The organism is Massilia sp. (assembly GCF_031995545.1).
GTDB lineage: Bacteria > Pseudomonadota > Gammaproteobacteria > Burkholderiales > Burkholderiaceae_D > Telluria.
The window spans coordinates 67,414-93,037 of record NZ_DAMAGA010000007.1; the positions used below are offsets into that span (position 1 = coordinate 67,414).

The following is a 25,624-nucleotide window of genomic DNA, read 5'->3' on the forward strand; positions in this document are numbered from 1 at the left end:
ACAGTTGGTCTCCCGCCGCCTGTGCGGCGAGGTTATCGCGAACGATCATAACAACCGCTGTGGTTGTTGCCCATAAAAAACGAATGCATACGTGTTGCGGCCCACCGACGTTTCATCTAACATGTGAACAGCTATTCACATGTTAGTTATGACCCACACCCACGACCACCTGCATCCGGCGCAGCCGATCGCCACCCCGCCCGAGGAAGCGATCGGCCAGCTGGCCGACCTGTTCCACCTGCTGGGCGACGCCACCCGCCTGCGCATCGTGCTGGCCTGCCTGGCGCAGCCGACCGCGGTGGGCGACATCGCCGCCACCCTGTCGCTGTCCAGTTCGCTGGTCAGCCACCACCTGCGCCTGTTGCGCGCCGCCCGCATCGTCAAGGCCGAGCGCCAGGGCAAGCAGGTGTTCTATTCCGCTGCCGACGCCCACATCAGCAGCCTGCTTTCCACCATGTTCGAGCACATCGCCGAACCCGCCAACGGGATGGACGCATGAATCACCCAGACAAGCACAATCACGCGCACGATCACAAGCACGACCATGGCCACGATCACGGCCATAGCCATGGCTTCGGCCATCACCACCATCACCACGTGCCCTCGCCCGACGGCAACGGCCGCGCCTTCGCGCTGGCGATCGGCCTCAACCTGGCGTTCGTCATCATCGAATTCGCCTACGGTTTCATCGCCCACTCCACCGCGCTGATGGCCGACGCCGGCCACAACCTGTCCGACGTGCTGGGCCTGGTGCTGGCCTGGGGCGCCGCCATGCTGGCCAAGAGCGCGCCCAAGGGCCGCTACACCTACGGCCTGCGCGGCTCGTCGATCCTGGCGGCGCTGGGCAACGGCCTGCTGTTGATGGTGGCCTGCGGCGCGATCGCCTGGGAAGCGGTGCAGCGCTTTAATCAACCGGCGCCGGTGATGGGCGCCACGGTGGCGATCGTGGCCGGCATCGGCGTGCTGATCAACGGCTTCTCGGCCTGGCTGTTCCTGGCCGGCAGCAAGGGCGACCTGAACATCCGCGGCGCCTACCTGCACATGGCGGCCGACGCCGCGCTGTCGCTGGGCGTGGTGATCTCGGGACTGGCGATCATGGCCACCGGCTGGAGCTGGATCGACCCGGCGGTGAGCCTGGTGATCGTGGTGGTGATCGTGCTCGGTACCTGGTCGCTGCTGCGCGAGTCGGTGCAGCTGTCGATGGCGGCGGTGCCGCCCGGCGTGGATGCGGACGCGGTGCGCGCTTACCTGTGCGCGCAGCCGGGCGTGAGCGAGGTGCACGACCTGCACATCTGGGCCATGAGCACGACCGAGAACGCGCTCACGGCGCACGTGGTGATGCCGGACGGGTATCCGGGCGACGCGGCGCTCGATGCGATGACGGCGCGCTTACGCGAGGATTTCTCGATCCATCACTGCACGCTGCAGGTGGAACAGGGGACCACGCATCACCACTGTGCGCTGCAGGGGCACGAGCACGCACATGCGCATTGAAGTCCGCTGCACGGATGCGTCCGTGCAGCAGGCTTATCCCGCCAGCCCCGCATACAAGGCCGTGCTCAGATAGCGCTCGCCGAACGACGGAATGATCGTCACGATCAGCTTGCCCGCATTCTCGGGCCGGCGTGCCACCTGGATCGCGGCCCATAGCGCCGCTCCCGACGAAATCCCGACCAGCAGTCCCTCCTCGCGCGCCGCCGCGCGCGCGGTCTCGAACGCGTCCTCGTTCTTCACCGCGATCACTTCGTCGTAGGCCGCGGTATCGAGCACCTGCGGCACGAAGCCGGCGCCGATGCCCTGGATCGGATGCGGACCCTTCACGCCTTTGGACAGCATCGGCGACGCTTCCGGCTCCACGGCGATCGCCCGGAAGCCGGGCCGGCGCGGCCTGATAACGTCGCTGACACCGGTGATGGTGCCGCCGGTGCCGACGCCGGCCACCAGGATGTCGATCTTGCCGTCGGTGTCGCGCCAGATTTCCTCGGCCGTGGTGCGGCGGTGCACCTCGGGGTTGGCGGGATTGTTGAACTGCTGCGGCATGAAGCAGCGCGGGTCGCCGGCCACGATCTCTTCGGCGCGCCGGATCGCGCCCAGCATGCCTTCGGCGCCCGGCGTGAGCACCAGTTCTGCGCCGTAGGCGCGCAGCAGCATGCGCCGCTCGTTGCTCATGGTGTCGGGCATCACCAGCCGGCAGCGGTAGCCACGTGCGGCGCACACCATCGCCAGTGCGATGCCGGTGTTGCCGCTGGTGGGTTCGACGATGATGGTATCCGGCGTGACAAGACCGGCCGCCTCGGCGGCCTCGATCATGGCCAGGCCGATGCGGTCCTTGACGCTGTGCGCCGGGTTGTGGAATTCGAGCTTGCCGACCAGGTCGGCGCCGCTGCCGCTAGCCAGCCTGCGGATCCGCACCAGCGGGGTATTGCCAATCAATTCAGTGACATCGTTCGCGATACGCACATCGGCCTCCCGCAGACTTGTTACCCGCGTCAAGTCGCCTGACGCGATGAATGATTTCGACGTTATTTCACGTCCAGCAGTTCCACGTCGAAGATGAGATCGGAATCCGGCGGGATCGCGCCGCCGCCCGCGCCGCGCTTGCCGTAGGCCAGGGCGCTGGGGATGATCAGGGTGCGCTTGCCGCCGGCCTTCATGCCGGCCACGCCCTGCTCCCAGCCCTTGATCACGCGTCCGGCGCCGAGCTGGAATTCGATCGGCGTGCGGCCGGCGTCGAGCGAAGAATCGAATTTGCGGCCGCGCTGCTTGGGCGCCAGCGGCTTGTGGAACCAGCCGGTGTAGTTGACCTTGACCTTGCTGCCGGCCGATGCTTCCGCACCCTTGCCCACTACCCGGTCGATGATCTCGACCTGCGGCGCAGGCGCTTCCGGCGCTGCCTGCGGGACCGGCGTGGCCGGCTGCGGTTCCGCCGGCGGCACCGCGGTTGGCGCGGCGGGCGGCGTGGCCTGCTGCTGCGCTTCCGGCGGCGGCTGGATCGGCGGCTTGCTCGGGTCCTGCGCGCCTTCCTGCTGCGCCTGAACGCCCGCTGCCGCCAGCAGCAGGACGATGAATGCGGATCGACGAATCATGTGGTCTCTTCCATCAAAAGGCCGCGACCGACACGATCACGGCTGAACCTATGATAGCAAGGCCGCTTCGCCTTGCCCAGCTTGCACGGCGGCGGCCGGGACCGGTTCAGCGGCCGCTTCGTCCGCCTCGGCCATCGCCGCTGCGGCCAGCTTGCGCAGCACCTGGCCGGCGGCCACCATGCCGAAGGTGGTGGTGACCACCATGCTCGAACCGAAGCCGGCGCAATTCAGGCCGGTAATGCTGTTCGGGTCGACCGCGCAGGCGTCGCCGCTGTCCGGATAGCGCAGCGGCTCCATCGAGAACACGGCATCGATGTGGTATTTCTGCTTCTCGCCACGCGCGAAGCCATATTGCGCGCGCAGGATCTTGCGCACCTTCTTGAGCAGCGGTTCCTGCTCGGTGCGCGCCAGGTCGCGCAACTCGACCTTGGTCGGATCCGTCTGGCCACCGGCGCCGCCCACCACCACCAGCGGCATCGCATTGGCGTGGCACCAGGCGATCAGCGCCGCCTTCGGCTTGACGCTGTCGATGGCGTCAACCACGTAGTCGAAACCTTTATTCGCGACCAGAGTCGTGATGTTGTCGGGATCGATGAAATCCTCGACCAGGTCTACCCGGCAGAACGGATTGATGCCGGCGATGCGCTGCTTGAGGGCTTCGATCTTGGGCATGCCGACGGTCGAGCTCAAGGCCTGGATCTGGCGGTTGATGTTCGATTCGGCCACGTTGTCGAGGTCGATCAGGGTCAGGCGGCCGACCGCGCTGCGCGCCAGCGCCTCGACCACCCACGAGCCGACGCCGCCGACGCCGATCACGCAAACGTGCGCCCCGCGGAAACGTTCCAGCGCACGCTCGCCATACAGGCGCGCGATGCCGCCGAAGCGACGCGCGAAGTCGACTTCTTCTTCCAGTGCTGCCGAAAAAATAGAGGTGTTGATCGTGTTCATCCCAGCATTGTAGCGGACCGCTCTTGCGCAACTGCACTAAAATAGCTCTTAGTCAATCAAAAATCTCTGTCTCCTATTCTTGTGTGTCACTAATACGCCAATGACCTCTCTTTTGCCCGACACCGCTCCCGATTTCAGCCAGCCGATCGCCGTCCTCAAGCACTGCCACGGCCGCATCCGCAAGCAGCTGGCCACTCTTGAAAAGCTGCTGGCCCACCTGCCCGGGCACGGCGCCGACGAACAGGCGCGCCAGGCCGCAAGCGCGGTGCTGCGCTACTTCGACAAGGCCGCCCATCTGCACCACGACGACGAGGAGCAGGACCTGATCCCGATGCTGCACGCCGTGGCGCAAGGCGAGGACGCCGCCACCCTGCAGGCGCTGGCGCCGACCATCCTGCAGGACCACAAGGACATGGACGCCATGTGGCAAGACCTGCACGAGCAGCTGACCGCGATCGCCGAAGGCACCGGCACTGCGCTCAATGCCGCCACCGTGGCGCGCTTCGTGGCCAGCTACACGGCGCACATGGAGCGCGAGGAAGGCACGATGGCGCCGATGGCGATGCGTCTGTTCTCGCCCGAGCAGATGGCGCGCCTGGGCCAGTCGATGCAGCTGCGGCGCGGCCTGGTCGATGCGAACGCGCCGCTGTCGCCCAAACTCGGCCAGGCGGTCGCCGACCTGCGCAAGGACTACGGCCAGGCCACGCTGGACGAAGCCGACGTGCTGGACGACCCGATCGCGCAGTTCACCGCCTGGTTCGAGCAGGCGCTGAAGGCCGAGGTCAACGAACCGAACGCGATGACGCTGGCCACCGTGGCGGCGGGTGGCCGTCCGAGTTCGCGCATCGTGCTGGTCAAGCAGTTCGACGCGCGTGGTTTCACCTGGTACACGAATTACGACAGCAAGAAGTCCCGGGATTTGAGCGACAACAGCTACGCCGCATTGCTCTTCTTCTGGAGCGAACTTGAGCGTCAGGTGCGCATCGAAGGACGTGTGGAGCGCACTGCGCCCGAGGAAAGCGACCGTTATTTCCGTAGCCGTCCGCTCAAGAGCCGGCTGTCCGCGATCGCCTCGCAGCAGAGCGCTCCCATCGCCAGCCGTGCCCAGCTCGAAGCCAATTATGAAACGGTGGCGCAAAGGGCCGGCGAGGACCCGGCGCGCCCGGACAACTGGGGCGGCTTCCGCCTGGTCCCCGAGCGCATCGAATTCTGGCAGGGACGGCGTTCGCGCTTCCACGACCGCATCGTGTACGAGCGGCAGGAAGACGGCAGCTGGACCCGCCAGCGCTTGCAACCGTAGGCCGGCGGCGCTGTCCCTGACACGCCGGCCTTCCGCGACCGTGGGAGGGTGGACGTGTTGGACCAGATCAAGCTGCCGGTATCGACCGGCGGCGCGCTCGAGCAGCTGACGCTGCCGCTGCGCATCGAGCTATGGAACGGCGAGCACGCCGACCTCTCGCCCGACCCGCCGCGCGTGACCATCCGCATCCCGGGCCCGGGCGCGCTGCGCTACCTGCGCTCCCCTTCCCTGTACAGCCTGGGACGCGCCTACGTCGAAGGCGCGATCGACGTCATCGGGCGCGCGGCCGACATCATCGACGTCGGCAACGCGCTCGCGGCCTGGGGCGCGGCCAACGCGGCGCGGCCGGGCGGCCCCTTGAAAAGTCTGGCCCGGCTGCTGCATCTGAGCCCCGCGCCAGAAAAGCCCGCACGCCCGACAACCCCGCATACCCGCGAGCGCGACCGCGACGCGGTGCGCTACCACTACGACGTCTCCAACGCCTTCTACGCCGCCTGGCTCGATCCCGGCATGGTGTACTCCTGCGCCTATTTCGAACGCGGCGACGAAGACCTGGCCACCGCGCAGACGCGCAAGATCGACCATATCCTCAAAAAGATCGACCTGCGCCCCGGCCAGACCCTGCTCGACGTCGGCTGCGGCTGGGGCGCGCTGGTGCTGCGCGCGGCCGGCCGCTTCGGCGCGCGCTGCGTCGGCGTCACCCTGTCCGAGAACCAGGCCACGCTGGCGCGCGAGCGGGTGGAACGCGCCGGCCTGCAGGACCGGATCGAGATCCGCCTGCAGGACTACCGCGACATCGAAGGCCGGTTCGAGCGCATCACCAGCGTCGGCATGTTCGAGCACGTCGGCGTGCGCCACCTGAAGGATTATTTCGGGCGCCTGGAACGGCTGCTGGCGCCGGGCGGCATCGTTATGAACCACGGCATCACCAACACCGATCCGCGCAACGGCGCCACGCCCTACGGCGGCGGCCGGTTCATCGACGAATACGTGTTTCCGCACGGCGAGCTGGCGCACCTGGGGACGGTGATCAAGGCGATGCAGGAAGGCGGCCTCGAAGTGCGCGACGTGGAAAACCTGCGCCGCCACTACGCGCGCACCTGCGCCATCTGGACCGAGAATTTCGAGCGCAACGCCGACCTGCTGCGCACGCTGACCGACAAGCGCCGCTTTCGCATCTGGCAGGTCTATCTGGCCGGCTGCGCCTATGCGTTTGCCCACGACCGCATCAGCCTGTACCAGATCGTGTGCGGCAAGGCTGGGAGCGACCCGGCGCAGATGCCGTGGTCGCGTTTGTACATGTATGCGTGAGCGGCGTTACGCTTTCAGGCGATCCGCGAACGTCTTGCGGAACTTGGTCACCTTCGGCGCCACCACGAACGCGCAATACCCCTGCAGCGGATGCTGCGCGAAGTAATTCTGGTGATACTCCTCGGCCTTGTACCAGGTATCTTCAGGCAGGATCTGGGTAACGATCGGCGCGTCCCACACCAGGCGCATTTCTTCCATCACCTTGCGCGCGGTCGTTTCCTGCTCGGGCGAGGTGGTGAAGATGGCCGAGCGGTATTGCGGGCCGACGTCGTTGCCCTGGCGGTCTTGCGTGGTCGGATCGTGGATGGTGAAGAAGATCTCCAGGATCTCGCGGTACCCGATGACCGACGGATCGAATTCCAGCCGCACCACTTCCACGTGGCCGGTGGTGCCGCTGCACACCTGCTCGTAGGTCGGATTGTCCACCTGGCCGCCCATGTAGCCGGATTCCACCTTGGTCACGCCGCGCGCTTCCAGGTACACCGCTTCCACGCACCAGAAACATCCGCCACCCAGGATGGCGACTTCCCTTGTTTGCTCACTCATGAGATTCACCTTGGTATTAGTCTGTTTGGATAAGCCTTAATGTAGCGCAAAGCGACTGTTCATGCAGTGCGGCAGCCAACCGGCGGTTCCAAACAGCGCGCGTGAACAGGCCCCCGCCGCCCGTGGCGGCACGGATTCGCTTGTCAATGGCATAATGAGCGCCAACATTCAGGACACCGATGAATACACGCTCTCCCCGCGCCACCACGCGCGGCTTCGATACGACCCATTTCCGCCATGCGCTGTCGCAGTTCGCGACCGGCGTGACGGTCATTACCACGCGCCTGGCCGACGGCAGTTTCCGCGGCCTCACCGCCAGCTCGTTCAACTCGGTCTCGCTCGACCCGCCGCTGGTGCTGTGGAGCCTGGGCGCCGGTGCCAACAGCCTGCCGGTGTTCAGCGGCAACTCGCACTACGTGATCAACGTGCTGTCGGCCGGCCAGGAAGAGCTCGCCATGCGCTTTTCGCGCCGTAGCGAGAACCCGTTCGCCGACGTCGAGTTCGAACTGTCGCGCACCGGCCTGCCGATCCTGAAAGGCGTGTCGGCCTGGTTCGAGTGCCACAACCGCAGCCGCTACCCGGAAGGCGACCACGTCATCTTCGTCGGTGAAGTCGAGCAATGCCAGGTCCATCCCCAGCCGGCCCTGATCTTCCACGGCGGCAAGTTCGCCAGCACGCCGCAGCGCTGACTGTCGCCGGGCGCGACAGGTCAAAAATGAAAATGCCTGTCGCAGTTTCAAAAGATGCAGGAAGTGCGCGTTTCTATAATGGTGCAGCCGCCATGCCGGCGTACGCCAAAACATAGAGACAGGATTCCCGATGAGCCTTCCAGATTCGCCTCGCAAGCCTTCCCGCGCCCAGTTCCACTGGGATGATCCGCTGCTGCTGAACAGCCAGCTGACCGACGACGAGCGCATGGTACGCGATGCCGCCGCCGCCTACTGCCAGGACAAGCTGCGGCCGCGCATCCTGGAAGCGTTCCGCCACGAAGCGATGGACACCTCGATCTTCCGCGAGATGGGCGAACTGGGACTGCTCGGCCCGACCATCCCGGAACAGTACGGCGGCCCGGCCCTGAACTATGTCGCCTACGGCCTGATCGCGCGCGAAGTCGAACGTGTCGATTCCGGTTACCGCTCGATGATGAGCGTGCAATCGTCGCTGGTGATGGTACCGATCTACGAATTCGGCAATGAAGAGACGCGCCAGAAATATCTGCCGAAGCTGGCCACCGGCGAATGGATCGGCTGCTTCGGCCTGACCGAACCGAACCACGGCTCCGACCCGGCCTCGATGGTCACGCGCGCACGCAAGGTCGACGGCGGCTACGCGCTCACCGGCTCGAAAATGTGGATCACCAATTCTCCGGTGGCCGACGTGTTCGTGGTCTGGGCCAAGGATGACGAAGGCGCGATCCGCGGCTTCGTGCTGGAAAAAGGCTGGAAGGGCCTGAGCGCACCGGCAATCCACGGCAAGTTCGGCCTGCGCTCGTCGGTCACCGGCGAGATCGTGATGGACAATGTGTTCTGCCCGGAAGAAAACGCCTTCCCCGAAGTGCGCGGCCTGAAAGGCCCGTTCACCTGCCTGAACTCGGCGCGCTACGGCATCGCCTGGGGTGCGCTCGGTGCGGCCGAAGACTGCTGGCATACCGCGCGCCAGTACACGATCGACCGCCAGCAGTTCGGTAAACCCTTGGCCGCGAACCAGCTGGTGCAGAAGAAGCTGGCCGACATGCAGTCCGAGATCACCCTCGGCCTGCAGGGCTGCCTGCGACTGGGCCGCATGAAGGACGAAGGCACGGCGGCGGTCGAGATCACCTCGATCATGAAGCGCAATTCGTGCGGCAAGGCACTCGACATCGCCCGCACCGCGCGCGATATGCTGGGCGGTAACGGCATCTCGGACGAATTCGGCATCATCCGCCACATGGTCAATCTCGAGGTGGTCAACACCTATGAAGGCACGCACGACATCCACGCCCTGATCCTGGGCCGCGCCCAGACCGGCATCGCCGCGTTCTGACCCGTCCTGCCGCGCCGCCTCTCCCGGCGGCGCGGTGTCATCAAGACGTCCTCACACTTCCCACTGCAGCTTGAAGGTCAGCGACCGACTGCGCTCGTCCACCAGCGGCAGCTTGTCGTCGACCACGCCGAACGACACGATGCGTCCGTGGCGCCACTGGTAGCGGTACAGCAGCGAGCGGTGGATCTGGCGATCGTTCCAGGCCGGCAGCTGGGTCACGCCATCGTCGCGCCGCGCGGCCCAGGTATTCTGCGCCAGCAGGCGGACCGAATCGCGCGGACTGAAATGCAGCAGCGCCAGCCAGCGCCAGGCGGTGTCGGAAAACGCCGGTTGCCCCAGCGTGCCGCGCACCCAGGCCCGATACACGTGATGGTCCAGTTCCAGCGCCCAGCCCCGCCGCAGCGGAAAGCGCAGGCCGACGTCCAGCGTCGCATTCCCGCCCGGCCCGACGCGGTCGGCATCGACGTCCAGCTGGCGCCCGAGCGATACCTCGGCCGCGACCCGCGAAATCCACGGCGCCGGCGTCGTTTCCAGCCCAACGTGCAATGCCGGCACGGCGTGCAGCGCGCCGCCGGGCCGGCCGCGCTGGCGGTCGAAGCCGAGCTGGGCCCACAACCCGGTCTGCAGTGGCGCCGCCATCCAGAAGCCGGGGCGCAGCTTGCTGTCGATGATTTCTCCGCCCGGCTGGCCGCTGACGCTGTCGGCCAGGGTGCGGGTCTGGTGCAGTCCCAGGTGCGCCTCGAGTTCATACAGCTGCAAGGGCCCGAGCGTGCGCCCGCCCAGGATACGGTTCAGTTCGGCGCTGGCCTTGACGATGCCGGCCTGCGGCACGAAGCCGTTGTCGTTGACGAAACCGGGCCCCACTGCCTCGACGACGAACTCGTTCCACCAGCGTTCCGAACTGTGGATGAACTTGCCCGACAGGTAGCTGCCCGAGCGCCGCGCCTGGCGCATCTGGCGCCCGTCCGCGTCGAAGCCGGCGTCGGTGCGCGAATGCATCGCCACCAGCGTGGCCTGGCGCTGCCCGCCGTCCGCGCCTTCGCCGCGCCACTGGGCATCGGCCCCGAGCACGTCGTTGCTGCCGAAGGCATGGTAGTCGCGCTGCGAAGCGAAGCCGCCGAGCAGCCAACCGTCACCGTGCCAGCGCCCGCGCCACAGGCTGGCCACGGTACGCCGCGGCTGCAGGTATTCCAGCGTCGCGTATGGCTGGCCGCGCAGCACCAGGCCGCCCGGCTCGTCGCGCAGGCTCATGGCGGTCGAGTCGGCATGGGCGGCGCGCCATGTGGCGCGCAGACCGTATTCGGGATCGTTGATCGTGCGCGAATAAAACGCCGCCAGCGGCAGGCCCAGCACGTCGGCGCTCTCCAGGAAAAAGCCGCGCTTCTCGGGCAGACTGAAGGCGATGTTGCCGGCCCCCTGCGACACCGGCTCGTCGATCTCGACCTGCGAGTAATCGGGATTCAAGGTGGCGTTGAAGACCCAGTCGGCGCGCGGGCGGGCGTTGATCTCCAGGCCCAGAGCGGCCTGCCGGCCGCGCGTGCGCTCGCCCGGGAGGCTGGCGCGTTCGCGCCGCACCGTCAGCTCCGGGCGCAACTCCAGGAAGGCGCGGTCGCGCACCGCCGCCACCGTGGCTTCCATGTCCTCGACTTCCTGCAGGAAGCTCAAATGACTCAGCGCATCGATGCGAAACGGCGCCGATACCAGCAAGGCGCCGTCGGCATGCGGGATGCTGCGCTCGACCATCATCTGCCAGTTGCGTCCGCCCATGTAAGGAAAACGCAGGTTCGACAGCGGCCAGCGCACTTCCATGCTGTAGCCGTCGGGCAGCAGGCGCACCGCGGTCTCGATCGGGAAGTCGGGCCCGAGGTCGGTTTCGTCGTCCTCGGCGCGGTGCATGCCGTCGGTCACCACGCCGGAGGTGTTGATGCGCACGAACTGGGCGCTGCGTCCATGGCCGACCGGGTCGATCCAGATGCCGATGAAATCCTGGTCGAGGCCGACCTTGTCGCGCCGCGCCAGTGTGCCGCGCAGCAGGCCAGGCTGCGGATCGCGCGCGCGGATGCCGAACACCAGCGCGTCATCGTCGACCACCAGGCGCACCTCGGTCGCAAGTCCGACGGGCAGGTGGGCACCGTCGCGCGGGGCATGCTTGTGAAAGGCGGTGAACGCCGGCGCCCGCTGCCAGACGGCATCGTCCAGCATGCCGTCGATGCGCGGCGCCGCATTGGGGTCAATGCGCAGCGCGCGTAAGCCGCTGCGGCCAGCCGGATCGGTCTGTGACGCGAATGCTTGCGCCGCGGCGCATAGCAGGCCGATCAGGAGAATGCTGTGGAGCAGGATGGGAATTGTTGCCACGTGGCGTGAGAGATCATGGCGCGGCGGCCGGAAGCGGGAAGTCTAGCATGCAAGGTTACTAAAAGAACATTGCCAGCACATTCCATGCTGCATGAATAGATACTGCAATTGTCACGCCTTGCAGAATGAAGGACACCTTCCGTGGTATGGCGATCTCATCTGAACATATTGCATGTCATTTGATCTATCGCATACCAGACATGCACTACTTTTGCGCTACCATCGTAAACACCACGTCTGATTGGCAGACCCAGTCGTAATAGACGCCCATTCGCCAGCGAGGCATGATGAGCCCAACGTTGCCCGTACTGGATCCATCCGCACCTGAACAGGGCAGCGCCATGTCGCTTGACCTGCTGCTGCGCAACCTGCCCGGCGCCGCCTACCGCTGCCTCAACGATGGCGAATGGAGCATGCTGTTCCTGAGCGACGGCATCGAGCAGCTGACCGGCTATTCGCCCGCCGCGTTCACCGCGCGACCCGGCCTGTCGTTCGCCAGCCTGATCCTGCCCGACGACCGCGCTCAGGTGGAACAGGCGGTCGCCGAGGCGCTGGCGCAGGAGCAGGCTTTCCACGTCACCTACCGCATCCGCACCGCCGGCGGCGACGTGCGCTGGATATGTGAACAGGGCGCCCTCAACCCGGCCAACGATGGGCAGGGCATGCTGGAAGGCTTCATGTCCGACTTCACGCTGCCCAAGCAGGCCGACCAGCTGGTGATGGAGCAGGCATCGTATCTGCAGCGCGCGCGCGACGCCATCATCGCGCTCGACATGGATTCGCGCATCCATTACTGGAACCGCGGCGCCGAGCGCCTGTATGGCTGGAGCGCGTCGGAAGCGCACGGCAAGCGCTTCTGCGACCTGTTGTGCGACAAGCCCGAGTTGTACCACCTGGCCTTCGCGCACACGGTCGCCGACGGCGAGTGGGTGGGCGAACTGGATCACGTGCGGCGCGATGGCAGCACGCTCGACGTCGATACCCGCTGGACCCTGCTGCCGCCGGACGAAGGGCTCGAAGCTTCCCAGAAGATCCTGGTGATCGGCACTGACATCAGCGAGCGCAAGATCAACGAAGCCAGGATTTTCCGCCTGGCGTTCTTCGATTCGCTGACCGAACTGCCGAACCGCGCCAACCTGCTCGACCACCTGCGCCGCGCCCTGCTCGGCAGCGCGCGCACGCGCAAGTGCGGGGCGCTGATGTTCTGCGACCTCGACAACTTCAAGTACCTCAACGACAGCCAGGGCCACGCCGCCGGCGACCTGCTGCTGCAGGCGGTGGCGCGCCGGCTCGAACACTGCGTGCGCGAATCGGACATGGTGGCGCGCCTGGGCGGCGACGAATTCGTGATCCTGCTGCAGCCGGTGGAAGACACGCGCGAACTGGCGGCGCTGCAGGCCGAAACGGTGGCGCGCAAAGTACTGGCCGCCATGGCGGCGCCGTTCCAGCTGGCCGACCTCGGCTACACGCTGTCGGTCAGCGTGGGCGTGGTGACGCTGTGCGGCACGGTCGACACCGTCGAATCGACGCTGCGCCAGGCCGACGCCGCGATGTACCAGGCCAAGGCGTCGGGGCGCAACACCTTCCGCTTCCACGACCCGGCGGTACAGGCCGCGTGGTCGGCCCGCGCCCAGCTCGAGGGCGGCCTGCGGCGCGCGCTGCAGCACGACGAATTCGAGCTGCATTACCAGCCGCAGCTGGACCGGTCCGGCCACGTGCTCGGGGCCGAGGCGCTGCTGCGCTGGCGCCTGCCCAACGGCAAGCTGCTGTATCCGGCCGAGTTCATCCGTGCGGCCGAGGAAAGCGGCATGATCATCGACATCGGCCGCTGGGTGCTGCGCACCGCCTGCGCCGAGCTGGCGCGCTGGCAGCGCGTGAAGGAGACGGCTGGCCTGACGCTGTCGGTGAACGTCAGCGCGCGCCAGTTTACCGAACCGGATTTCGTCGCCATGCTGCACCAGATCTTCGAGCACAGCGGGGTCGAGCCGTCGGGATTGAAACTGGAACTGACCGAAAGCCTGGTGGTATCGGACTTTTCGCAAACGGCGCACACCATGGCCACCCTGAAGCGGCGCGGCCTGAGTTTTTCGCTGGACGACTTCGGCACCGGCTATTCATCGCTGGCCTACCTGCGCAAGCTGCCGCTGGACCAGCTCAAGATCGACCACTCCTTCATGCGCGACGTGCTGACCGACCAGAACGACGCCTCGATCGTGCGCTCGATCATCGCGCTGGGGGACAGCCTGGGGCTGCAGGTGATCGCGGAAGGGGTCGAGACGCCGGGGCAGCGCCAGTTTTTATCCGATGCCGGGTGCTATATCTACCAGGGCTACCTGTACCAGCGCGCGCTCAGCTCCGAGCATTTCACGCAGTACGCACGCGGCCTGCATTGACGCCACGAACGCCGGCGCGCAATAAAAAGCCCGCCGAAGCGGGCTCCATGTGCGGCGAACTGTGGCTCAGAACTTGTAGCCGACAGCCAGCACCACCGCCACCGGATCGAGCTTCATGAACTGGGTCTGGCCAGTCGAGAAGTTGACGTCGGTGCGCAGGCGCGTCTTGTTGACGGTGACGTCGGCGAACCACTTCTCGGTGAAGTTCATCGCGATACCCACTTGCGCGGTGTAGGTGAACTTGTTGTCGATGCTGAAGGTGGTCGGCACGCCGCTGCCCGGGTTGGTGATCGCGGTCATCCTGGCCGAACCGCGTTCCTTCATGAAGTAGGCGTAAGTGGCGCCGATGCCGATGAATGGACGGAAGGCCGCGGTCGGCTGGAAGAAGCGGTATTGCAGGAACACGGTCGGCGGCAGCGCCTCGACGGTGCCCAGCACGCCGGTGCCTTCGATCGCGCCGGCGCCGAAGATCTTGTGCTTGTACGGGGTGCCCAGCGCCACTTCGGTCGAGATATTGTCGGTGATGCCGTAGGCGAAGATCAGCACCGGCTGCATGTCGTTGCCGACCGCGGCCTTGGTGCCCGGCAGTGCCGGCGCGCTGATGTCGCCGCTTTCCACTTTCGGGGTCAGCTGGTTGACGCCGATCTTGGCGGTCAGCTGGCCGGCCGACTGCGCCGCGGCGCCGTTCGCGAAGGCCAGCGCGGCAGCCACACCCAGCAGCTTGATCATGCTGTTGAAACGTACTTTCATGTTTTCTCCTGATTCGTGTGTAAGGGCCCGCTCACCGGAGCAGGCCCGCCGCTGCTTACAGCCAGCCCTTGATTGCCATGTCCTTCAGGACATAACGCGCGATGAGGTCGTACTCGAACGGCGTCGGGTGGGTCTCGTCGGCAAACATGTAGCGGCTCACGTCACCTGCAACCGTGTTGTTGGCGGTGCAGATCAGGGAGGTCGTACCCAGCGCATTCGGTCCGCAGGCCGGGGTGCTGGTGTTGGTCAGGCCATACGGGCCAGGGTTTTTCACCTGGTCGTTGCTGACGGTGTACAGGTCGGTGTACAGGACGCGCGCATCGTCCGCACCCAGGCTGGTCTTGAGCTGGGTATTGAAGGCGGAGATCATGGCGGCGGCCAGCTGCTGGATCGCTACCGGGCGCGACTTGGCGGCCGGAGTGCTGGCGACGTCAGGCAGGTTACCGACGATCACGTACTTCGCGCCCTTGGCCAGCAGTTCGCTCTTGATCAGGCCAGCCAGCTGGGCGCCGGCGGTACCCATCTCGGTGACCATGCGGGTCGCGTTGTTGGTGGCATAAGCAGTTGCGGCGGCGGTGCCGGCGGCAGTGCCTTCGGCTTGCGCGGCGGCCACGATCGGACCGTACACGGCCGGCTGGGCGACCGCCTGGTTGCCAGGCTGGCGTGCGGCGGCGCCGACGGCGGCCTGCACCACGCTCTGGTCGGTCTTGCCCGGACGCGCGTTTTCGGTGGCGATCGCCACGCCGATGGCCTGCGCGGCGGCGCGCGGATCGGTCGCGCCGGCTGCCAGGCGGGTCGCCAGCGCGGTGCCGAAGGCCTGGGCGCCGGCGGTGTTGCCGACCTGGGTCAGCGAACCGAGCTGGAACAGGATGTCGCCGCCACCGGCCACCACGGTCACCAGCTCGGTGCCGGTGAACTTGCCATTGGCCTTGGCCAGATGGTTGGCGATCTGGGTGACCAGCGGGACGGTCGTTTCGCCGATCGGCGAACCGGCCTGGGCATTGCCTGGGCCGATGGGATTGATCACGCGCGCGCCGCCTTGGGCGTAGTTGTAGCAATTGGCGTAGGTAACGATCGGCACCGAGAAGCCGAGCGACGCATCGCCCTGCAGACCGGTCTGGGCGGCGCACGGGGCCGGCAGGTTCAGCTGGGCAGCCATGAATTCGAGCCAGTTCTTGCCGGTCAGATCGACGTTCTTGGCGGTGCTGTCGCCATTGATGGTGAACTTGCCGCCGCCGGCCGCCTTGACCGCGCCGACCGCGTAGGTGCCGACGTCGGACAGGCTGTCGCCGAACGACACCTGGTTGCTGAACGTGATCTTGTTGGTCTGGTTGCCGCCTTTCGGGCTGGTGCCGCCGCCGCAGGCGGTCAGCACAGCCGCGGTCAACACCGCCAGCGCGAGTTTGGTATGACGCATTGTGTCTCCTGAGTGAATTATTTTGAAACGAACGCCCGTGCTATTCGCATCCTGATTAATATGCCAGTCTTCAATCCGCTTGTCTAACGAAATCCGTTGCGGAAATCCTCGTTGCTCGCCACACCTATCAGAATCGATGGGCCATCAGTGGGAAGCGATTATAGCGCTGCATTTGATGCTCGAAAGAATGATTTTGTAACGCACAAATGTAACTACGGGGCGTCTTGCGCCCCGTCAGTTCATTATTTGATGATTAGCAAATAACAGTCTGCTTGTTGAGCAGACCGTGGACGATTCCTGTCGATCCATGGGCAGCCCGGCGCAGCCGGTCGTTGACGCCCAGCCACGCGCCATCCTGCGGCGGGGCTTCGACCAGGATCACGTCGGCGCCCTGCCCGTCCATCGCGCGCAGCGCGGCGTACAGCGCGTGGGCGAAACCGTCCGGTGTGGCCGGCAGGCGCTGGGCCGCGTGGGTCGGCGGCAGATCGGTGTAATGGATCAGCGCCACCTTGCGGCCAGCGCCGGCCAGGGCGGCCAGGGTGTCCAGCAGCGCCGCACGCTCCTGCATCGCCACCGGCGTATGCGGTGCGTAGTGCGACTCCAGCGTACCCGAGGCGCGCGGCGCGGCGGCGTCGGGCGCTGCCGGCAGGCGGTCGATCACGGCGGCGATCGCTTCGGCCGAGATATGGCCAGGACGTAAAAGAACCGGGCCATGCGTATCCAGGCGCGACAGGTCGACGATGGTCGATTCGATGCCGACCTGGGCCGCACCGCCGTCCAGCACCATGGCCACGCTGCCGTCCGCGCCGAATTCATCCTGCACGTGCTGGGCAAGGGTCGGGCTGACGTGGCCGAATTTGTTGGCCGACGGTGCCGCGACGCCACCCTTGCCACCTTTGAAGGCGCGCAGCAGCGCCAGCGCCACCGGGTGCGACGGGCTGCGCAGGCCGACCGTGTCCTGACCGCCGCTCACCGCATCGGGAATATTCGCGGCGCGCTTCAGGATCATGGTCAGCGGGCCCGGCCAGAAGGCGTCGGCCAGCGCATGCGCTTCCTGCGGAATATCGCAGGCCCAGTAATCGAGCGGCGCTTCCGGCGCCAGGTGCACGATCACCGGATGGTCTTGCGGGCGGCCCTTGGCGGCGTAGATGGCGGCCACCGCTGCCGGGTTTTCGGCGTCGGCGCCCAGGCCATACACGGTCTCGGTCGGGAAGGCGACCAGCTGGCCGGCTTCCAGCGCGCGCGCCGCCTCGTCAATCTGCTGGCTCATTTACGGCTCGATCCCGAGGATGGCGCAGGCGGTGTTCAGGCTGTCCTGTGCTTGCTGCAGCGTCGGCGCGACGAAGGTCACGTGGCCCATCTTGCGACCGCGGCGCGGATCGTTCTTGCCGTACAGGTGCAGGTTGGCGCCGGGCAGCGCCAATACCCCATCCCAGGCCGGTTCGCGCACGGTGTCGCCGTCGAACCAGACGTCGCCCAGGATGTTCAGCATGACGGCGGGCGAATGCTGGCGCACGTCGCCCAGCGGCAGGCGCGCCATCGCGCGCACCTGCTGCGCGAACTGGCTGGTGATGCAGGCGTCGATGGTGTAGTGGCCGCTGTTGTGCGGACGCGGCGCCATCTCGTTGACCACCAGGGTGCCGTCTTCGAGCACGAAGAATTCGATGCACAGCACGCCGACGTAGCCCAACTGGGCGACGATGGCGCGCGCCGCATCCTGCGCCTGTCTGGCGCAGGCATTGGACACGTTCGGGCCCGGCACGGTGGTGGTGAACAGGATGCCGTCGCGATGCACGTTCTCGGCGATCGGATACACCACCGAGGCACCGTCGGCGCCACGCGCGGTCAGCACCGAGACTTCATAGGCCAGCGGCAGCATTTTTTCCAGCAGGCAGGTCACGCCTTCCATGCTGTCGAAGGCGGCGCGCACGTCGTCACGCGAACGCACGCGCACCTGGCCCTTGCCGTCGTAGCCCATGCGCACGGTTTTCAGGATGCCCGGCAGCAGGTCGTCGCCGATGGCGTCGATGTCGGCATGCGAAGCGATGGTCTTGTGCGGGGCCGGCAGCACGTTCGAAGTTGGCGCGCAGTCGACGAAGAACTTCTTTTCGAGGATGCGGTCTTGCGCGATCTGCACGCACAGGCTCGACGGCGCGACGAAGCTGCTTGCTGCGAGCTGCGCCAGGCTGTCGGCCGGGACGTTCTCGAATTCGGTGGTAACGGCCGCGCACAGCGCCGCCAGGTCGGTCAAGGCGGCGCCATTGTCGTACGCACCTTCGACGGTACGGTCGGCAACCTGCCCTGCCGGGCAATCGGCGCTCGGCTCGAGCACGGCGACCTTGTAGCCCATGGCCTGGGCGGCGTGGGCGAACATGCGGCCGAGCTGGCCGCCGCCCATCACGCCGAGCCAGGTCGACGGATCGGCAGATGGGAGAAACGGTTGATTCATCTGTTTAAACCGGGAGAGTCATTGCCTGGGCGGCGGCGGTCTGGTCGCGGCGGAACTGCTCCAGCTTGTCGGCCAGCGCATCGTCGTTTGCGGCGATGATCGCCACCGCGGTCAGGGCCGCGTTGGCGGCGCCGGCTTCGCCGATGGCGAAGGTCGACACCGGCACGCCCTTCGGCATCTGCACGATCGACAGCAGCGAATCCTCGCCGCGCAGGTATTTCGACGGTACCGGCACGCCCAGCACCGGCACGATGGTCTTGGCGGCCACCATGCCCGGCAGGTGGGCCGCGCCGCCGGCGCCGGCAATGATGGCGCGCAGGCCGCGCGAACGGGCCTGCTCTGCATAGGTGAACATCTCGTCCGGCATGCGGTGCGCCGAAATCACTTGCGCTTCGAACGGCACGCCGAACTGTTTCAGGATCGCAACGGCATTCTGCATCACGTCCCAGTCCGACGACGAGCCCATGATGACGCCAACCAATGGCTTTGCTTGTTCGGTCATCGGTTACGCCTTCAGCTTTTCGCCGGTCAGGCGTTCAATGGCTTCGAAGTACTTGGCCTGGGTTTTTTCGATGACGTCCTGCGGCAGGGCCGGGGCCGGCGCGGTCTTGTTCCAGTCGGTCAGGGTTTCCAGGTAGTCGCGCACGAACTGCTTGTCGTACGACGGCGGCGACATGCCCGGCGCGTACGAGTCGGCCGGCCAGAAGCGCGACGAGTCGGCGGTCAGCACTTCGTCCATCAGGTGCAGCACGCCGTTTTCGTCGAGGCCGAATTCGAACTTGGTGTCGGCGATGATGATGCCTTTGGTTGCCGCATATTCGGCGGCGGTGGTGTACAGCTGGATGCTGATGTCGCGCATCTTGGCGGCCAGCTCGGCGCCGATCTTTTCTTCCATCTGGGCGAACGAGATGTTTTCGTCGTGCTCGCCGATGTCGGCCTTGGCGGCCGGGGTGAACAGCGGCTCAGGGAGCTTGTCGGCCTGGCGCAGGCCGCTTGGCAGCTGAATGCCGCAGATGGCGCCGCTTTGCTGATAGTCCTTCCAGCCGGAACCGATGATGTAGCCGCGCACCACGGCTTCGACCAGGATCGGCTTCAGGCGCTTGGCCACGACCGCGCGGCCGCGCACCTGCTCTACCTCGTTCTGGGCGACCACGCTTTCCGGCGCCACGCCGGTCAGGTGGTTCGGCACGATGTGGCCGAGCTTCTCGAACCAGAAATCGCTCATCTGGTTCAGTACCATGCCCTTGCCCGGGATCGGCTCGTTCATGACCACGTCGAAGGCCGACAGGCGGTCGGTGGTGACGATCAGGATCTTGTCGTCGCCGACAGCATAGTTATCGCGCACTTTGCCATGACCGAGCAGTGGCAGGGACTGAATGGAGGATTGGTAGAGGCTGTTCATAGATGGGCTATCAGGAAAGCGGAACCGGCGCAAAAGTGCGCCGGTTGGGAAAGTCAGGCTTAGCAAGCCTGGTCAATGCGATATTTTACGTCAATTCCGTCCCGCTCCCGCCATTTCCACGATGGTGGAATGGCGGGAATGGACGCGGCGCGACGTTACTGGACGATCTGCGCCAGTTCGCCGGCCTTGTAACGCTCGGCCATCTTTTCCAGCGGAATCGGCTTGATCTTGCTGGCCTGGCCGGCGCAGCCGAAGGCTTCGAAACGCGCCTTGCACACTGCCATTGCCGCTTCGCGCGCCGGCTTCAGGTAGTCGCGCGGGTCGAACTTCGACGGGTTCTGGAACAGGTACTGGCGGATCGCGGCCGTCATCGCCAGGCGGATGTCGGTGTCGATGTTGATCTTGCGGACGCCGTGCTTGATGCCTTCCTGGATCTCTTCGACCGGCACGCCATACGTCTCTTTCATGTCCCCGCCGAATTCGCGGATGATTGCCAGCAGTTCCTGCGGCACCGACGACGAACCGTGCATCACCAGGTGGGTGTTCGGGATGCGCGCGTGGATTTCCTTGATGCGGTCGATCGCCAGGATGTCGCCGGTTGGTTTACGCGTGAATTTATACGCGCCGTGCGAGGTGCCGATGGCGATGGCCAGCGCGTCGCACCCGGTGCGCTTGACGAAGTCGGCCGCCTGGTCGACGTCGGTCAGCAGCTGCTCGCGGGTCATCGCGCCTTCGGCGCCGTGGCCGTCTTCCTTGTCGCCCTGCATGGTCTCGAGCGAACCCAGCACGCCCAGCTCGGCTTCGACGGTGACGCCGATCGCGTGCGCGAACTTGACCACTTCTTTCGAGACTTCGACGTTGTATTCGTAGCTGGCCACGCTCTTGCCGTCGGCTTCGAGCGAACCGTCCATCATCACCGAGGAAAAGCCCGAGCGGATCGCAGCCATGCAGACCGCCGGCGACTGGCCGTGGTCCTGGTGCATGACGACCGGGATGTGCGGATAGGCTTCGACGGCGGCGTCGATCAGGTGACGCAGGAATGCTTCGCCGGCGTACTTGCGCGCGCCGGCCGAGGCTTGCATGATCACCGGGCTGTTGGCAGCGTCGGCGGCGGCCATGATGGCCTGCACCTGCTCCAGGTTGTTGACGTTAAATGCGGGCAAGCCGTAGCCGTTTTCGGCGGCGTGGTCCAGCAATTGACGCAGTGATACGAGTGCCATGGTTTACTCCAAACAATAAAGAAACTTGTCCGGGAGCCGCGACAACCGGGCGCTGCGTGGCGGGCCAGGCCTCACCGCCACGCAGATAAAGCGCCTCGATCCAGTCGCGATCTTCCCTTAATCGAATTCGCCAACGCGCACGATCTTGAGCGCATTGGTGCCGCCGGCCTGGCCCATCGGGGAACCCCAGGTCACGACGATCAGGTCACCTTTACGGACGACACCTTCGTTCATCAGGAGTTCCTCTGCTTTGCGCAGCACGGCGTGGCTGCCGCCTTCCTGCGACAGGTGGAATGCTCGCACGTTCCGGTACAGCGACGCCTTGCGCTGCGTCGGTTGCAGCGGGGTCAGGGCGAAGATCGGGGTGTCGATGCTGTGACGGCTCATCCACAGTGCGGTCGAGCCCGATTCGGTCAGCGCCACGATCGCCTTCACGCGCAGGTGGTGCGCGGTGAACAAGGTGCCGTAGGCAATCGACTGGTCGATGCGGGTGAACTGCACGTTGAGGAAGTCGGCGTCCAGCTTGTTGTACTCGGACTGCTCGGCTTCGACGCAGATCGCGGCCATCATCTCGACGGTCTCGATCGGGTACTTGCCCGATGCGGTCTCGGCCGAGGTCATCACGGCGTCGGTGCCGTCCAGCACGGCATTGGCCACGTCCGACACTTCGGCGCGGGTCGGCACGGCGTTGACGATCATCGACTCCATCATCTGGGTCGCGGTGATGGTCAGCTTGTTCGAGGCGCGTGCCATGCGGATCATGCGCTTCTGCAGCGCCGGCACCGCGGCGTTGCCGACTTCGACCGCCAGGTCGCCACGCGCGACCATGATGCCGTCCGAGGCGTCCAGGATTTCCTGCAGCAGCGGAATCGCTTCGGCGCGCTCGATCTTGGCGATCATCATCGGCTTGTGGCCGTACGGCTCGCCGGCGATATTCGCCAACTGGCGCGCCATTTCCATGTCGGTGGCGTTTTTCGGGAACGAGATCGCCAGGTAGTCGGCCTGGAAGCTCATCGCGGTCTTGATGTCTTCCATGTCCTTCGAGGTCAGCGCCGGCGCGGTCAGGCCGCCGCCCTGGCGGTTGATGCCCTTGTTGTTCGACAGTTCGCCGCCGACCTTGACCGTGGTGCAGATCTCGTGACCGACCACGCGCTCGACCACCAGCACGATCAGGCCGTCGTTGAGCAGCAGCTTGTCGCCCGGCTTGACGTCGCGCGGCAGCGCCTTGTAGTCGAGGCCGACGCGTTCCTGGTTACCCAGTTCGCCGTTGTCGCCCCACTTGGCATCCAGGATGAAGCGGTCGCCCTTGTTCAGGAAGATCTTGCCTTCTTCAAACTTGCCGACGCGGATCTTCGGACCCTGCATGTCGGCCATGATCGCCACTTCCCGGCCGCATTCCGCAGCAGCACGGCGCACCAGGTCCGCGCGGTCGATATGGTCCTGCGCCTTGCCGTGCGAGAAATTCAGGCGGACGACGTCGACGCCGGCGCGGATCATTTTGACGAGGGTATCGAAGTCGGTCGATGCTGGGCCGATGGTTGCGACGATCTTGGTGCCACGGTACATGGAAGGTCCTTGTATTAAAAACAAAGCGCAGCAGGGCTGCGCTAGGGTCTCGTTGATTACTGCACGCTGCGTTGCAGCAGGATGTCGACCGCCGGCAGGGTCTTACCTTCCAGGAATTCCAGGAAGGCACCGCCACCGGTCGAAATGTAGCCGATCTGGTCGGCAATCTTATATTTTGCGATCGCGGCCAGGGTGTCGCCGCCGCCGGCGATCGAGAAGCCCTGGGATTGCGCGATGGCCAGTGCCAGGGTTTCCGTGCCCTTGGCGAACTGGTCGAATTCGAATACGCCTACCGGCCCGTTCCAGACGATGGTGCCGGCCTTGGCGACCTGCTCGGCCAGCATGGCGGCAGTCTTCGGGCCGATGTCGAGGATCATGTCATCGTCGGAAACGTCGGAAACGTCCTTGACGGTGGCCGCAGCGCTCGGGCTGAACTCCTTGGCGCACACCACGTCGACCGGGATCGGGACTTGCGCGCCGCGCGCGTTCATCTTCTCGAGGATGGCCTTGGCTTCGTCGACCAGGTCGTTCTCGACCAGCGACTTGCCGATGTTCAGGCCGACGGCCTTCATGAAGGTATTGGCGATGCCGCCGCCGACGATCAGGTTGTCCACCTTGTCGGCCAGGCTCTGCAGGATGGTCAGCTTGGACGAGACCTTGGAGCCGGCGACGATCGCCAGCAGCGGACGCTGCGGCTGGCCGAGGGCTTTACCGAGGGCATCCAGCTCGGCCGCGAGCAGCGGACCGGCGGCCACGATCGGCGCGAACTTGGCGATGCCGTGGGTGGTCGCTTCGGCGCGGTGCGCGGTGCCGAACGCGTCATTCACATACACGTCGCACAGCTTGGCCATTTTCTGGGCCAGCTCGTCGCTGTTCTTCTTTTCGCCCTTGTTGACGCGGCAGTTTTCCAGCAGCACGACCGAGCCTGGCGCGACGTCCACGCCATCGACCCAGTTCTGCTTCAGTTCGACCTGTTGGCCGAGCAGTTCCGACAGGCGCTTGGCGACCGGCGCCAGGCTGTCTTCGGGCTTGAATTCGCCTTCGGTCGGACGACCGAGGTGGGAGGTCACCATCACCGCCGCGCCTGCCTTGACGGCGGCCTGGATCGCCGGCACCGAAGCGCGGATGCGCGTGTCTTCGGTGATGTTGCCGGCGTCATCTTGCGGGACGTTCAGGTCAGCGCGGATAAAGACGCGCTTGCCCTGCAGGGCGTTCTGGTCGATCAGGTCTTGCAAACGGGTGAAACGGAGAGCGTCCATTGGTCAGCGTGGCAATAGTGAAAAAACGTCATTGTACATTAGCCCGGCGCGCCAAAAACGTGCAGTACGCGCAACAGCGTAAAGACAACCATACCGAATATGATGGTCAAAAGCATGTGCCTGCGCCACACATAAAACGCGAAGGCGGCGATGCCCGCCAGCAGCTTTGGATTGGCCAGCGTGAACTGGGTTTCGCCTTGCGCATCGATCAAGAGATCGGGCCCGATGATGGCCGCCAGCGCGCATGCCGGCGCATAGCGCAGCATCTCTTGCACCCGTGGCGGAATCGACACGCGGTGGCCGATCAGCCAGAACGAGCTGCGGGTGGCGGCGGTGGCCACGCACAGCACGCCGATCACGACCCAGATCTCCCAGTCAGTCATGGTCCACCTTGCGTTTTTCGCGCGGTTTGAGGATGGTTTCCTCGATCACCATCGCCGTGACCATGCCGACCACCACCGCCACCAGCAGGCCCAGCTTGTACGGCAGGTCGTAGGCCAGCACCGAGATCGCGCCTGCCACCAGCACTCCGCACAGGGCGGCATTATTGATGATCAATGGCACCGTGATGCACAGGATCGCCAGCGTGCCGGCAAAGCCCAGGCCCCATTCGGCGGGAATCGCGCTACCGAGGAAGATGCCGATCAGGGAACCGGTCTGCCAGGCGAACCAGTTCGGGAACATCAATCCCTTCAGGTACGACAGCTTGCCGGCGATCGGCTCCAGCGTCGGATAGCGCTGCAGAAATAGCGCTACGGTCAGGTCTCCCGAGATATAGCCTAGATAAAAGCGCTGGCGCCAGGGCAGGTGCGCGAAGTGCGGCCCCAGCAATGCGGAAAAGATCACGAAACGCAGGTTGACCACCAGCGCGGTAGCGAAGATGACCCAGATCGGCGCCTGGGCCGCGATCAGCGGCAGCGAGGCCAGCTGGGCCGAGCCGGCGAATACCAATAAGGTCATGCCGAGCGCCTGCGGCACCGACAGGCCACTCTTGACCATGGCGATGCCGACCACCATGCCCCAGGCGGCGATGCCGAACAGGGTCGGCAGGCCGGTCTTGAAACCGGCACGCCAGGCTTCGCGGTTGGGCGCGTCGACTGCGCCCAGTGCCTGCCTGTTCACCCGCTCGTCTGCGTTCATGTCACCTGCGTTCATGTGGCATTCCTGCAACGTCCAGCAGCGCTGACAGCAGGTACGACCATGATGGCGGAGTGGGAACTGACGGGCATGAAACGCATGGTTAAGTGGGCGCCGGGCCGGGGGCGCTGGCTTGGACGCGGGCTGCGCCAAGGAGTATATGTTCAGCGCATTATTTTACGGTCATTTCGACAATAGAGCGAATCCGTTAAAATCCAGTCTTTGCCCAACTAGCCTGACGGAGACAATCAGATGAACCAAAAGACGATGCCTGTGGTGGAACTCGAGGCCAAAGACCTGCCGGCGTACTGCCCGAACCCGGCAATGCCGCTGTGGTCCTCGCACCCGCGCGTCTTCCTCGATTTCGATCACCACGGCGACGCCAAGTGCCCGTACTGCGGCACCCAGTACCGCCTGGCACCGGGCACCGTGCTCAAGCACCACTGATATCTGGCGGCGCCTT

General features: G+C 65.6%; 24 protein-coding genes. 8 read left to right on the plus strand and 16 right to left on the minus strand.

Annotated elements, in window-relative coordinates; all coding sequences use genetic code 11:
• Positions 1 to 148: 148 nt before the first annotated feature.
• Together RTQ83_RS07625 and RTQ83_RS07630 are read left to right on the plus strand one after the other, a co-directional pair.
• Positions 149 to 499, plus strand: coding sequence for a metalloregulator ArsR/SmtB family transcription factor (locus RTQ83_RS07625; protein ID WP_312512841.1), 351 nt, complete (start codon positions 149 to 151; stop codon positions 497 to 499).
• Positions 496 to 1,494, plus strand: a complete 999-nt coding sequence (locus RTQ83_RS07630; RefSeq protein ID WP_312512843.1) for a cation diffusion facilitator family transporter — start codon at positions 496 to 498, stop codon at positions 1,492 to 1,494. Before RTQ83_RS07625 ends, RTQ83_RS07630 begins: the two co-directional genes overlap by 4 nt.
• A 33-nt stretch (positions 1,495 to 1,527) precedes the next feature.
• Here RTQ83_RS07630 and cysK read toward each other — a convergent pair whose 3' ends face one another.
• The 3 genes from cysK to tcdA all read right to left on the minus strand — a co-directional run bounded on the left by cysK (position 1,528) and on the right by tcdA (position 4,034).
• A complete protein-coding gene (gene cysK, locus RTQ83_RS07635; protein ID WP_312512846.1) occupies positions 1,528 to 2,460 on the minus strand; it encodes a cysteine synthase A in 933 nt (310 codons plus the stop codon).
• A 62-nt stretch (positions 2,461 to 2,522) separates the two neighbouring features.
• On the minus strand, positions 2,523 to 3,086 hold the full coding sequence (locus tag RTQ83_RS07640) for an FKBP-type peptidyl-prolyl cis-trans isomerase (RefSeq protein ID WP_312512848.1): 564 nt from the start codon (positions 3,084 to 3,086) through the stop codon (positions 2,523 to 2,525).
• A 48-nt stretch (positions 3,087 to 3,134) separates the two neighbouring features.
• Positions 3,135 to 4,034 carry a tRNA cyclic N6-threonylcarbamoyladenosine(37) synthase TcdA gene (gene tcdA, locus RTQ83_RS07645; protein WP_312512850.1) on the minus strand — a complete coding sequence of 300 codons (900 nt, stop codon included), beginning with the start codon at positions 4,032 to 4,034 and terminating at the stop codon, positions 3,135 to 3,137.
• Positions 4,035 to 4,134: 100 nt separating this feature from the next.
• Between tcdA and pdxH the strand changes: the two genes are divergently transcribed.
• A complete protein-coding gene (gene pdxH, locus RTQ83_RS07650) occupies positions 4,135 to 5,334 on the plus strand; it encodes a pyridoxamine 5'-phosphate oxidase (protein ID WP_312512852.1) in 1,200 nt (399 codons plus the stop codon).
• A 54-nt stretch (positions 5,335 to 5,388) separates the two neighbouring features.
• Positions 5,389 to 6,645, plus strand: coding sequence for a cyclopropane-fatty-acyl-phospholipid synthase family protein (locus tag RTQ83_RS07655; protein ID WP_312512854.1), 1,257 nt, complete (start codon positions 5,389 to 5,391; stop codon positions 6,643 to 6,645).
• Between the two features lie 6 nt (positions 6,646 to 6,651).
• Here the strand turns inward: RTQ83_RS07655 and msrA are convergent, their stop codons facing one another.
• Positions 6,652 to 7,191 (minus strand): peptide-methionine (S)-S-oxide reductase MsrA, encoded by a 540-nt coding sequence (msrA, locus tag RTQ83_RS07660; protein WP_312512856.1) that lies wholly within the window; start codon positions 7,189 to 7,191, stop codon positions 6,652 to 6,654.
• Between the two features lie 179 nt (positions 7,192 to 7,370).
• On the opposite strand from msrA, the gene RTQ83_RS07665 reads away from it, so the two are divergent.
• The gene (locus RTQ83_RS07665; protein ID WP_312512858.1) at positions 7,371 to 7,880 is read left to right on the plus strand and encodes a flavin reductase family protein; all 510 of its coding nucleotides are present in this window, start codon (positions 7,371 to 7,373) and stop codon (positions 7,878 to 7,880) included.
• A 130-nt stretch (positions 7,881 to 8,010) separates the two neighbouring features.
• The gene (locus RTQ83_RS07670) at positions 8,011 to 9,213 is read left to right on the plus strand and encodes an acyl-CoA dehydrogenase (RefSeq protein WP_312512861.1); all 1,203 of its coding nucleotides are present in this window, start codon (positions 8,011 to 8,013) and stop codon (positions 9,211 to 9,213) included.
• 51 nt (positions 9,214 to 9,264) lie between these two features.
• On the opposite strand, the gene RTQ83_RS07675 is transcribed toward RTQ83_RS07670, so the two are convergent.
• Entirely contained in the window at positions 9,265 to 11,568 is a 2,304-nt protein-coding gene (locus RTQ83_RS07675; RefSeq protein WP_312512864.1) for a hypothetical protein, read from the minus strand.
• 341 nt (positions 11,569 to 11,909) lie between these two features.
• Between RTQ83_RS07675 and RTQ83_RS07680 the strand changes: the two genes are divergently transcribed.
• Complete coding sequence (locus RTQ83_RS07680; protein WP_312512866.1) at positions 11,910 to 13,961, plus strand: EAL domain-containing protein; 2,052 nt, start codon at positions 11,910 to 11,912, stop codon at positions 13,959 to 13,961.
• 66 nt (positions 13,962 to 14,027) lie between these two features.
• Here RTQ83_RS07680 and RTQ83_RS07685 read toward each other — a convergent pair whose 3' ends face one another.
• The 11 genes from RTQ83_RS07685 to RTQ83_RS07735 all read right to left on the minus strand — a co-directional run bounded on the left by RTQ83_RS07685 (position 14,028) and on the right by RTQ83_RS07735 (position 25,179).
• Positions 14,028 to 14,711 (minus strand): OmpW family outer membrane protein, encoded by a 684-nt coding sequence (locus RTQ83_RS07685; protein ID WP_312512869.1) that lies wholly within the window; start codon positions 14,709 to 14,711, stop codon positions 14,028 to 14,030.
• Between the two features lie 55 nt (positions 14,712 to 14,766).
• Complete coding sequence (locus tag RTQ83_RS07690) at positions 14,767 to 16,128, minus strand: SGNH/GDSL hydrolase family protein (RefSeq protein WP_312512871.1); 1,362 nt, start codon at positions 16,126 to 16,128, stop codon at positions 14,767 to 14,769.
• A gap of 253 nt (positions 16,129 to 16,381) precedes the next feature.
• A complete protein-coding gene (locus tag RTQ83_RS07695; protein ID WP_312512873.1) occupies positions 16,382 to 17,398 on the minus strand; it encodes an L-threonylcarbamoyladenylate synthase in 1,017 nt (338 codons plus the stop codon).
• The gene (locus tag RTQ83_RS07700; RefSeq protein ID WP_312512875.1) at positions 17,399 to 18,577 is read right to left on the minus strand and encodes a 5-(carboxyamino)imidazole ribonucleotide synthase; all 1,179 of its coding nucleotides are present in this window, start codon (positions 18,575 to 18,577) and stop codon (positions 17,399 to 17,401) included.
• A 4-nt stretch (positions 18,578 to 18,581) separates the two neighbouring features.
• Positions 18,582 to 19,079, minus strand: coding sequence for a 5-(carboxyamino)imidazole ribonucleotide mutase (gene purE, locus RTQ83_RS07705; protein WP_312512877.1), 498 nt, complete (start codon positions 19,077 to 19,079; stop codon positions 18,582 to 18,584).
• A 3-nt stretch (positions 19,080 to 19,082) separates the two neighbouring features.
• The gene (locus RTQ83_RS07710; RefSeq protein WP_312512879.1) at positions 19,083 to 19,979 is read right to left on the minus strand and encodes a phosphoribosylaminoimidazolesuccinocarboxamide synthase; all 897 of its coding nucleotides are present in this window, start codon (positions 19,977 to 19,979) and stop codon (positions 19,083 to 19,085) included.
• Between the two features lie 155 nt (positions 19,980 to 20,134).
• Complete coding sequence (fba, locus tag RTQ83_RS07715) at positions 20,135 to 21,199, minus strand: class II fructose-bisphosphate aldolase (RefSeq protein WP_290417932.1); 1,065 nt, start codon at positions 21,197 to 21,199, stop codon at positions 20,135 to 20,137.
• A gap of 117 nt (positions 21,200 to 21,316) precedes the next feature.
• On the minus strand, positions 21,317 to 22,765 hold the full coding sequence (gene pyk / locus RTQ83_RS07720) for a pyruvate kinase (protein WP_312512884.1): 1,449 nt from the start codon (positions 22,763 to 22,765) through the stop codon (positions 21,317 to 21,319).
• A 56-nt stretch (positions 22,766 to 22,821) separates the two neighbouring features.
• Positions 22,822 to 24,024 carry a phosphoglycerate kinase gene (locus tag RTQ83_RS07725; RefSeq protein WP_312512886.1) on the minus strand — a complete coding sequence of 401 codons (1,203 nt, stop codon included), beginning with the start codon at positions 24,022 to 24,024 and terminating at the stop codon, positions 22,822 to 22,824.
• Between the two features lie 38 nt (positions 24,025 to 24,062).
• Positions 24,063 to 24,407, minus strand: a complete 345-nt coding sequence (locus RTQ83_RS07730; protein WP_312512888.1) for an AzlD domain-containing protein — start codon at positions 24,405 to 24,407, stop codon at positions 24,063 to 24,065.
• Positions 24,400 to 25,179, minus strand: coding sequence for an AzlC family ABC transporter permease (locus RTQ83_RS07735; protein ID WP_312512890.1), 780 nt, complete (start codon positions 25,177 to 25,179; stop codon positions 24,400 to 24,402). The genes RTQ83_RS07730 and RTQ83_RS07735 overlap by 8 nt, the downstream gene beginning before the upstream one ends.
• Positions 25,180 to 25,413: 234 nt before the next feature.
• On the opposite strand from RTQ83_RS07735, the gene RTQ83_RS07740 reads away from it, so the two are divergent.
• Complete coding sequence (locus RTQ83_RS07740; protein WP_078033632.1) at positions 25,414 to 25,608, plus strand: zinc-finger domain-containing protein; 195 nt, start codon at positions 25,414 to 25,416, stop codon at positions 25,606 to 25,608.
• The last annotated feature ends 16 nt before the right edge of the window (positions 25,609 to 25,624 follow it).

Excerpts from the sequence above, each read along its gene's own strand:
- RTQ83_RS07625 (WP_312512841.1), top strand. The coding sequence starts at position 149 with ATGACCCACACCCACGACCACCTGCATCCGGCGCAGCCGATCGCCACC.
- RTQ83_RS07630 (WP_312512843.1), top strand. The coding sequence starts at position 496 with ATGAATCACCCAGACAAGCACAATCACGCGCACGATCACAAGCACGAC.
- RTQ83_RS07640 (WP_312512848.1), bottom strand. The coding sequence starts at position 3,086 with ATGATTCGTCGATCCGCATTCATCGTCCTGCTGCTGGCGGCAGCGGGC.
- tcdA (WP_312512850.1), bottom strand. The coding sequence starts at position 4,034 with ATGAACACGATCAACACCTCTATTTTTTCGGCAGCACTGGAAGAAGAA.
- pdxH (WP_312512852.1), top strand. The coding sequence starts at position 4,135 with ATGACCTCTCTTTTGCCCGACACCGCTCCCGATTTCAGCCAGCCGATC.
- msrA (WP_312512856.1), bottom strand. The coding sequence starts at position 7,191 with ATGAGTGAGCAAACAAGGGAAGTCGCCATCCTGGGTGGCGGATGTTTC.
- RTQ83_RS07665 (WP_312512858.1), top strand. The coding sequence starts at position 7,371 with ATGAATACACGCTCTCCCCGCGCCACCACGCGCGGCTTCGATACGACC.
- RTQ83_RS07670 (WP_312512861.1), top strand. The coding sequence starts at position 8,011 with ATGAGCCTTCCAGATTCGCCTCGCAAGCCTTCCCGCGCCCAGTTCCAC.
- RTQ83_RS07680 (WP_312512866.1), top strand. The coding sequence starts at position 11,910 with ATGTCGCTTGACCTGCTGCTGCGCAACCTGCCCGGCGCCGCCTACCGC.
- RTQ83_RS07685 (WP_312512869.1), bottom strand. The coding sequence starts at position 14,711 with ATGAAAGTACGTTTCAACAGCATGATCAAGCTGCTGGGTGTGGCTGCC.
- RTQ83_RS07690 (WP_312512871.1), bottom strand. The coding sequence starts at position 16,128 with ATGCGTCATACCAAACTCGCGCTGGCGGTGTTGACCGCGGCTGTGCTG.
- RTQ83_RS07695 (WP_312512873.1), bottom strand. The coding sequence starts at position 17,398 with ATGAGCCAGCAGATTGACGAGGCGGCGCGCGCGCTGGAAGCCGGCCAG.
- RTQ83_RS07700 (WP_312512875.1), bottom strand. The coding sequence starts at position 18,577 with ATGAATCAACCGTTTCTCCCATCTGCCGATCCGTCGACCTGGCTCGGC.
- purE (WP_312512877.1), bottom strand. The coding sequence starts at position 19,079 with ATGACCGAACAAGCAAAGCCATTGGTTGGCGTCATCATGGGCTCGTCG.
- RTQ83_RS07710 (WP_312512879.1), bottom strand. The coding sequence starts at position 19,979 with ATGAACAGCCTCTACCAATCCTCCATTCAGTCCCTGCCACTGCTCGGT.
- fba (WP_290417932.1), bottom strand. The coding sequence starts at position 21,199 with ATGGCACTCGTATCACTGCGTCAATTGCTGGACCACGCCGCCGAAAAC.
- pyk (WP_312512884.1), bottom strand. The coding sequence starts at position 22,765 with ATGTACCGTGGCACCAAGATCGTCGCAACCATCGGCCCAGCATCGACC.
- RTQ83_RS07725 (WP_312512886.1), bottom strand. The coding sequence starts at position 24,024 with ATGGACGCTCTCCGTTTCACCCGTTTGCAAGACCTGATCGACCAGAAC.
- RTQ83_RS07730 (WP_312512888.1), bottom strand. The coding sequence starts at position 24,407 with ATGACTGACTGGGAGATCTGGGTCGTGATCGGCGTGCTGTGCGTGGCC.
- RTQ83_RS07735 (WP_312512890.1), bottom strand. The coding sequence starts at position 25,179 with ATGAACGCAGGTGACATGAACGCAGACGAGCGGGTGAACAGGCAGGCA.
- RTQ83_RS07740 (WP_078033632.1), top strand. The coding sequence starts at position 25,414 with ATGAACCAAAAGACGATGCCTGTGGTGGAACTCGAGGCCAAAGACCTG.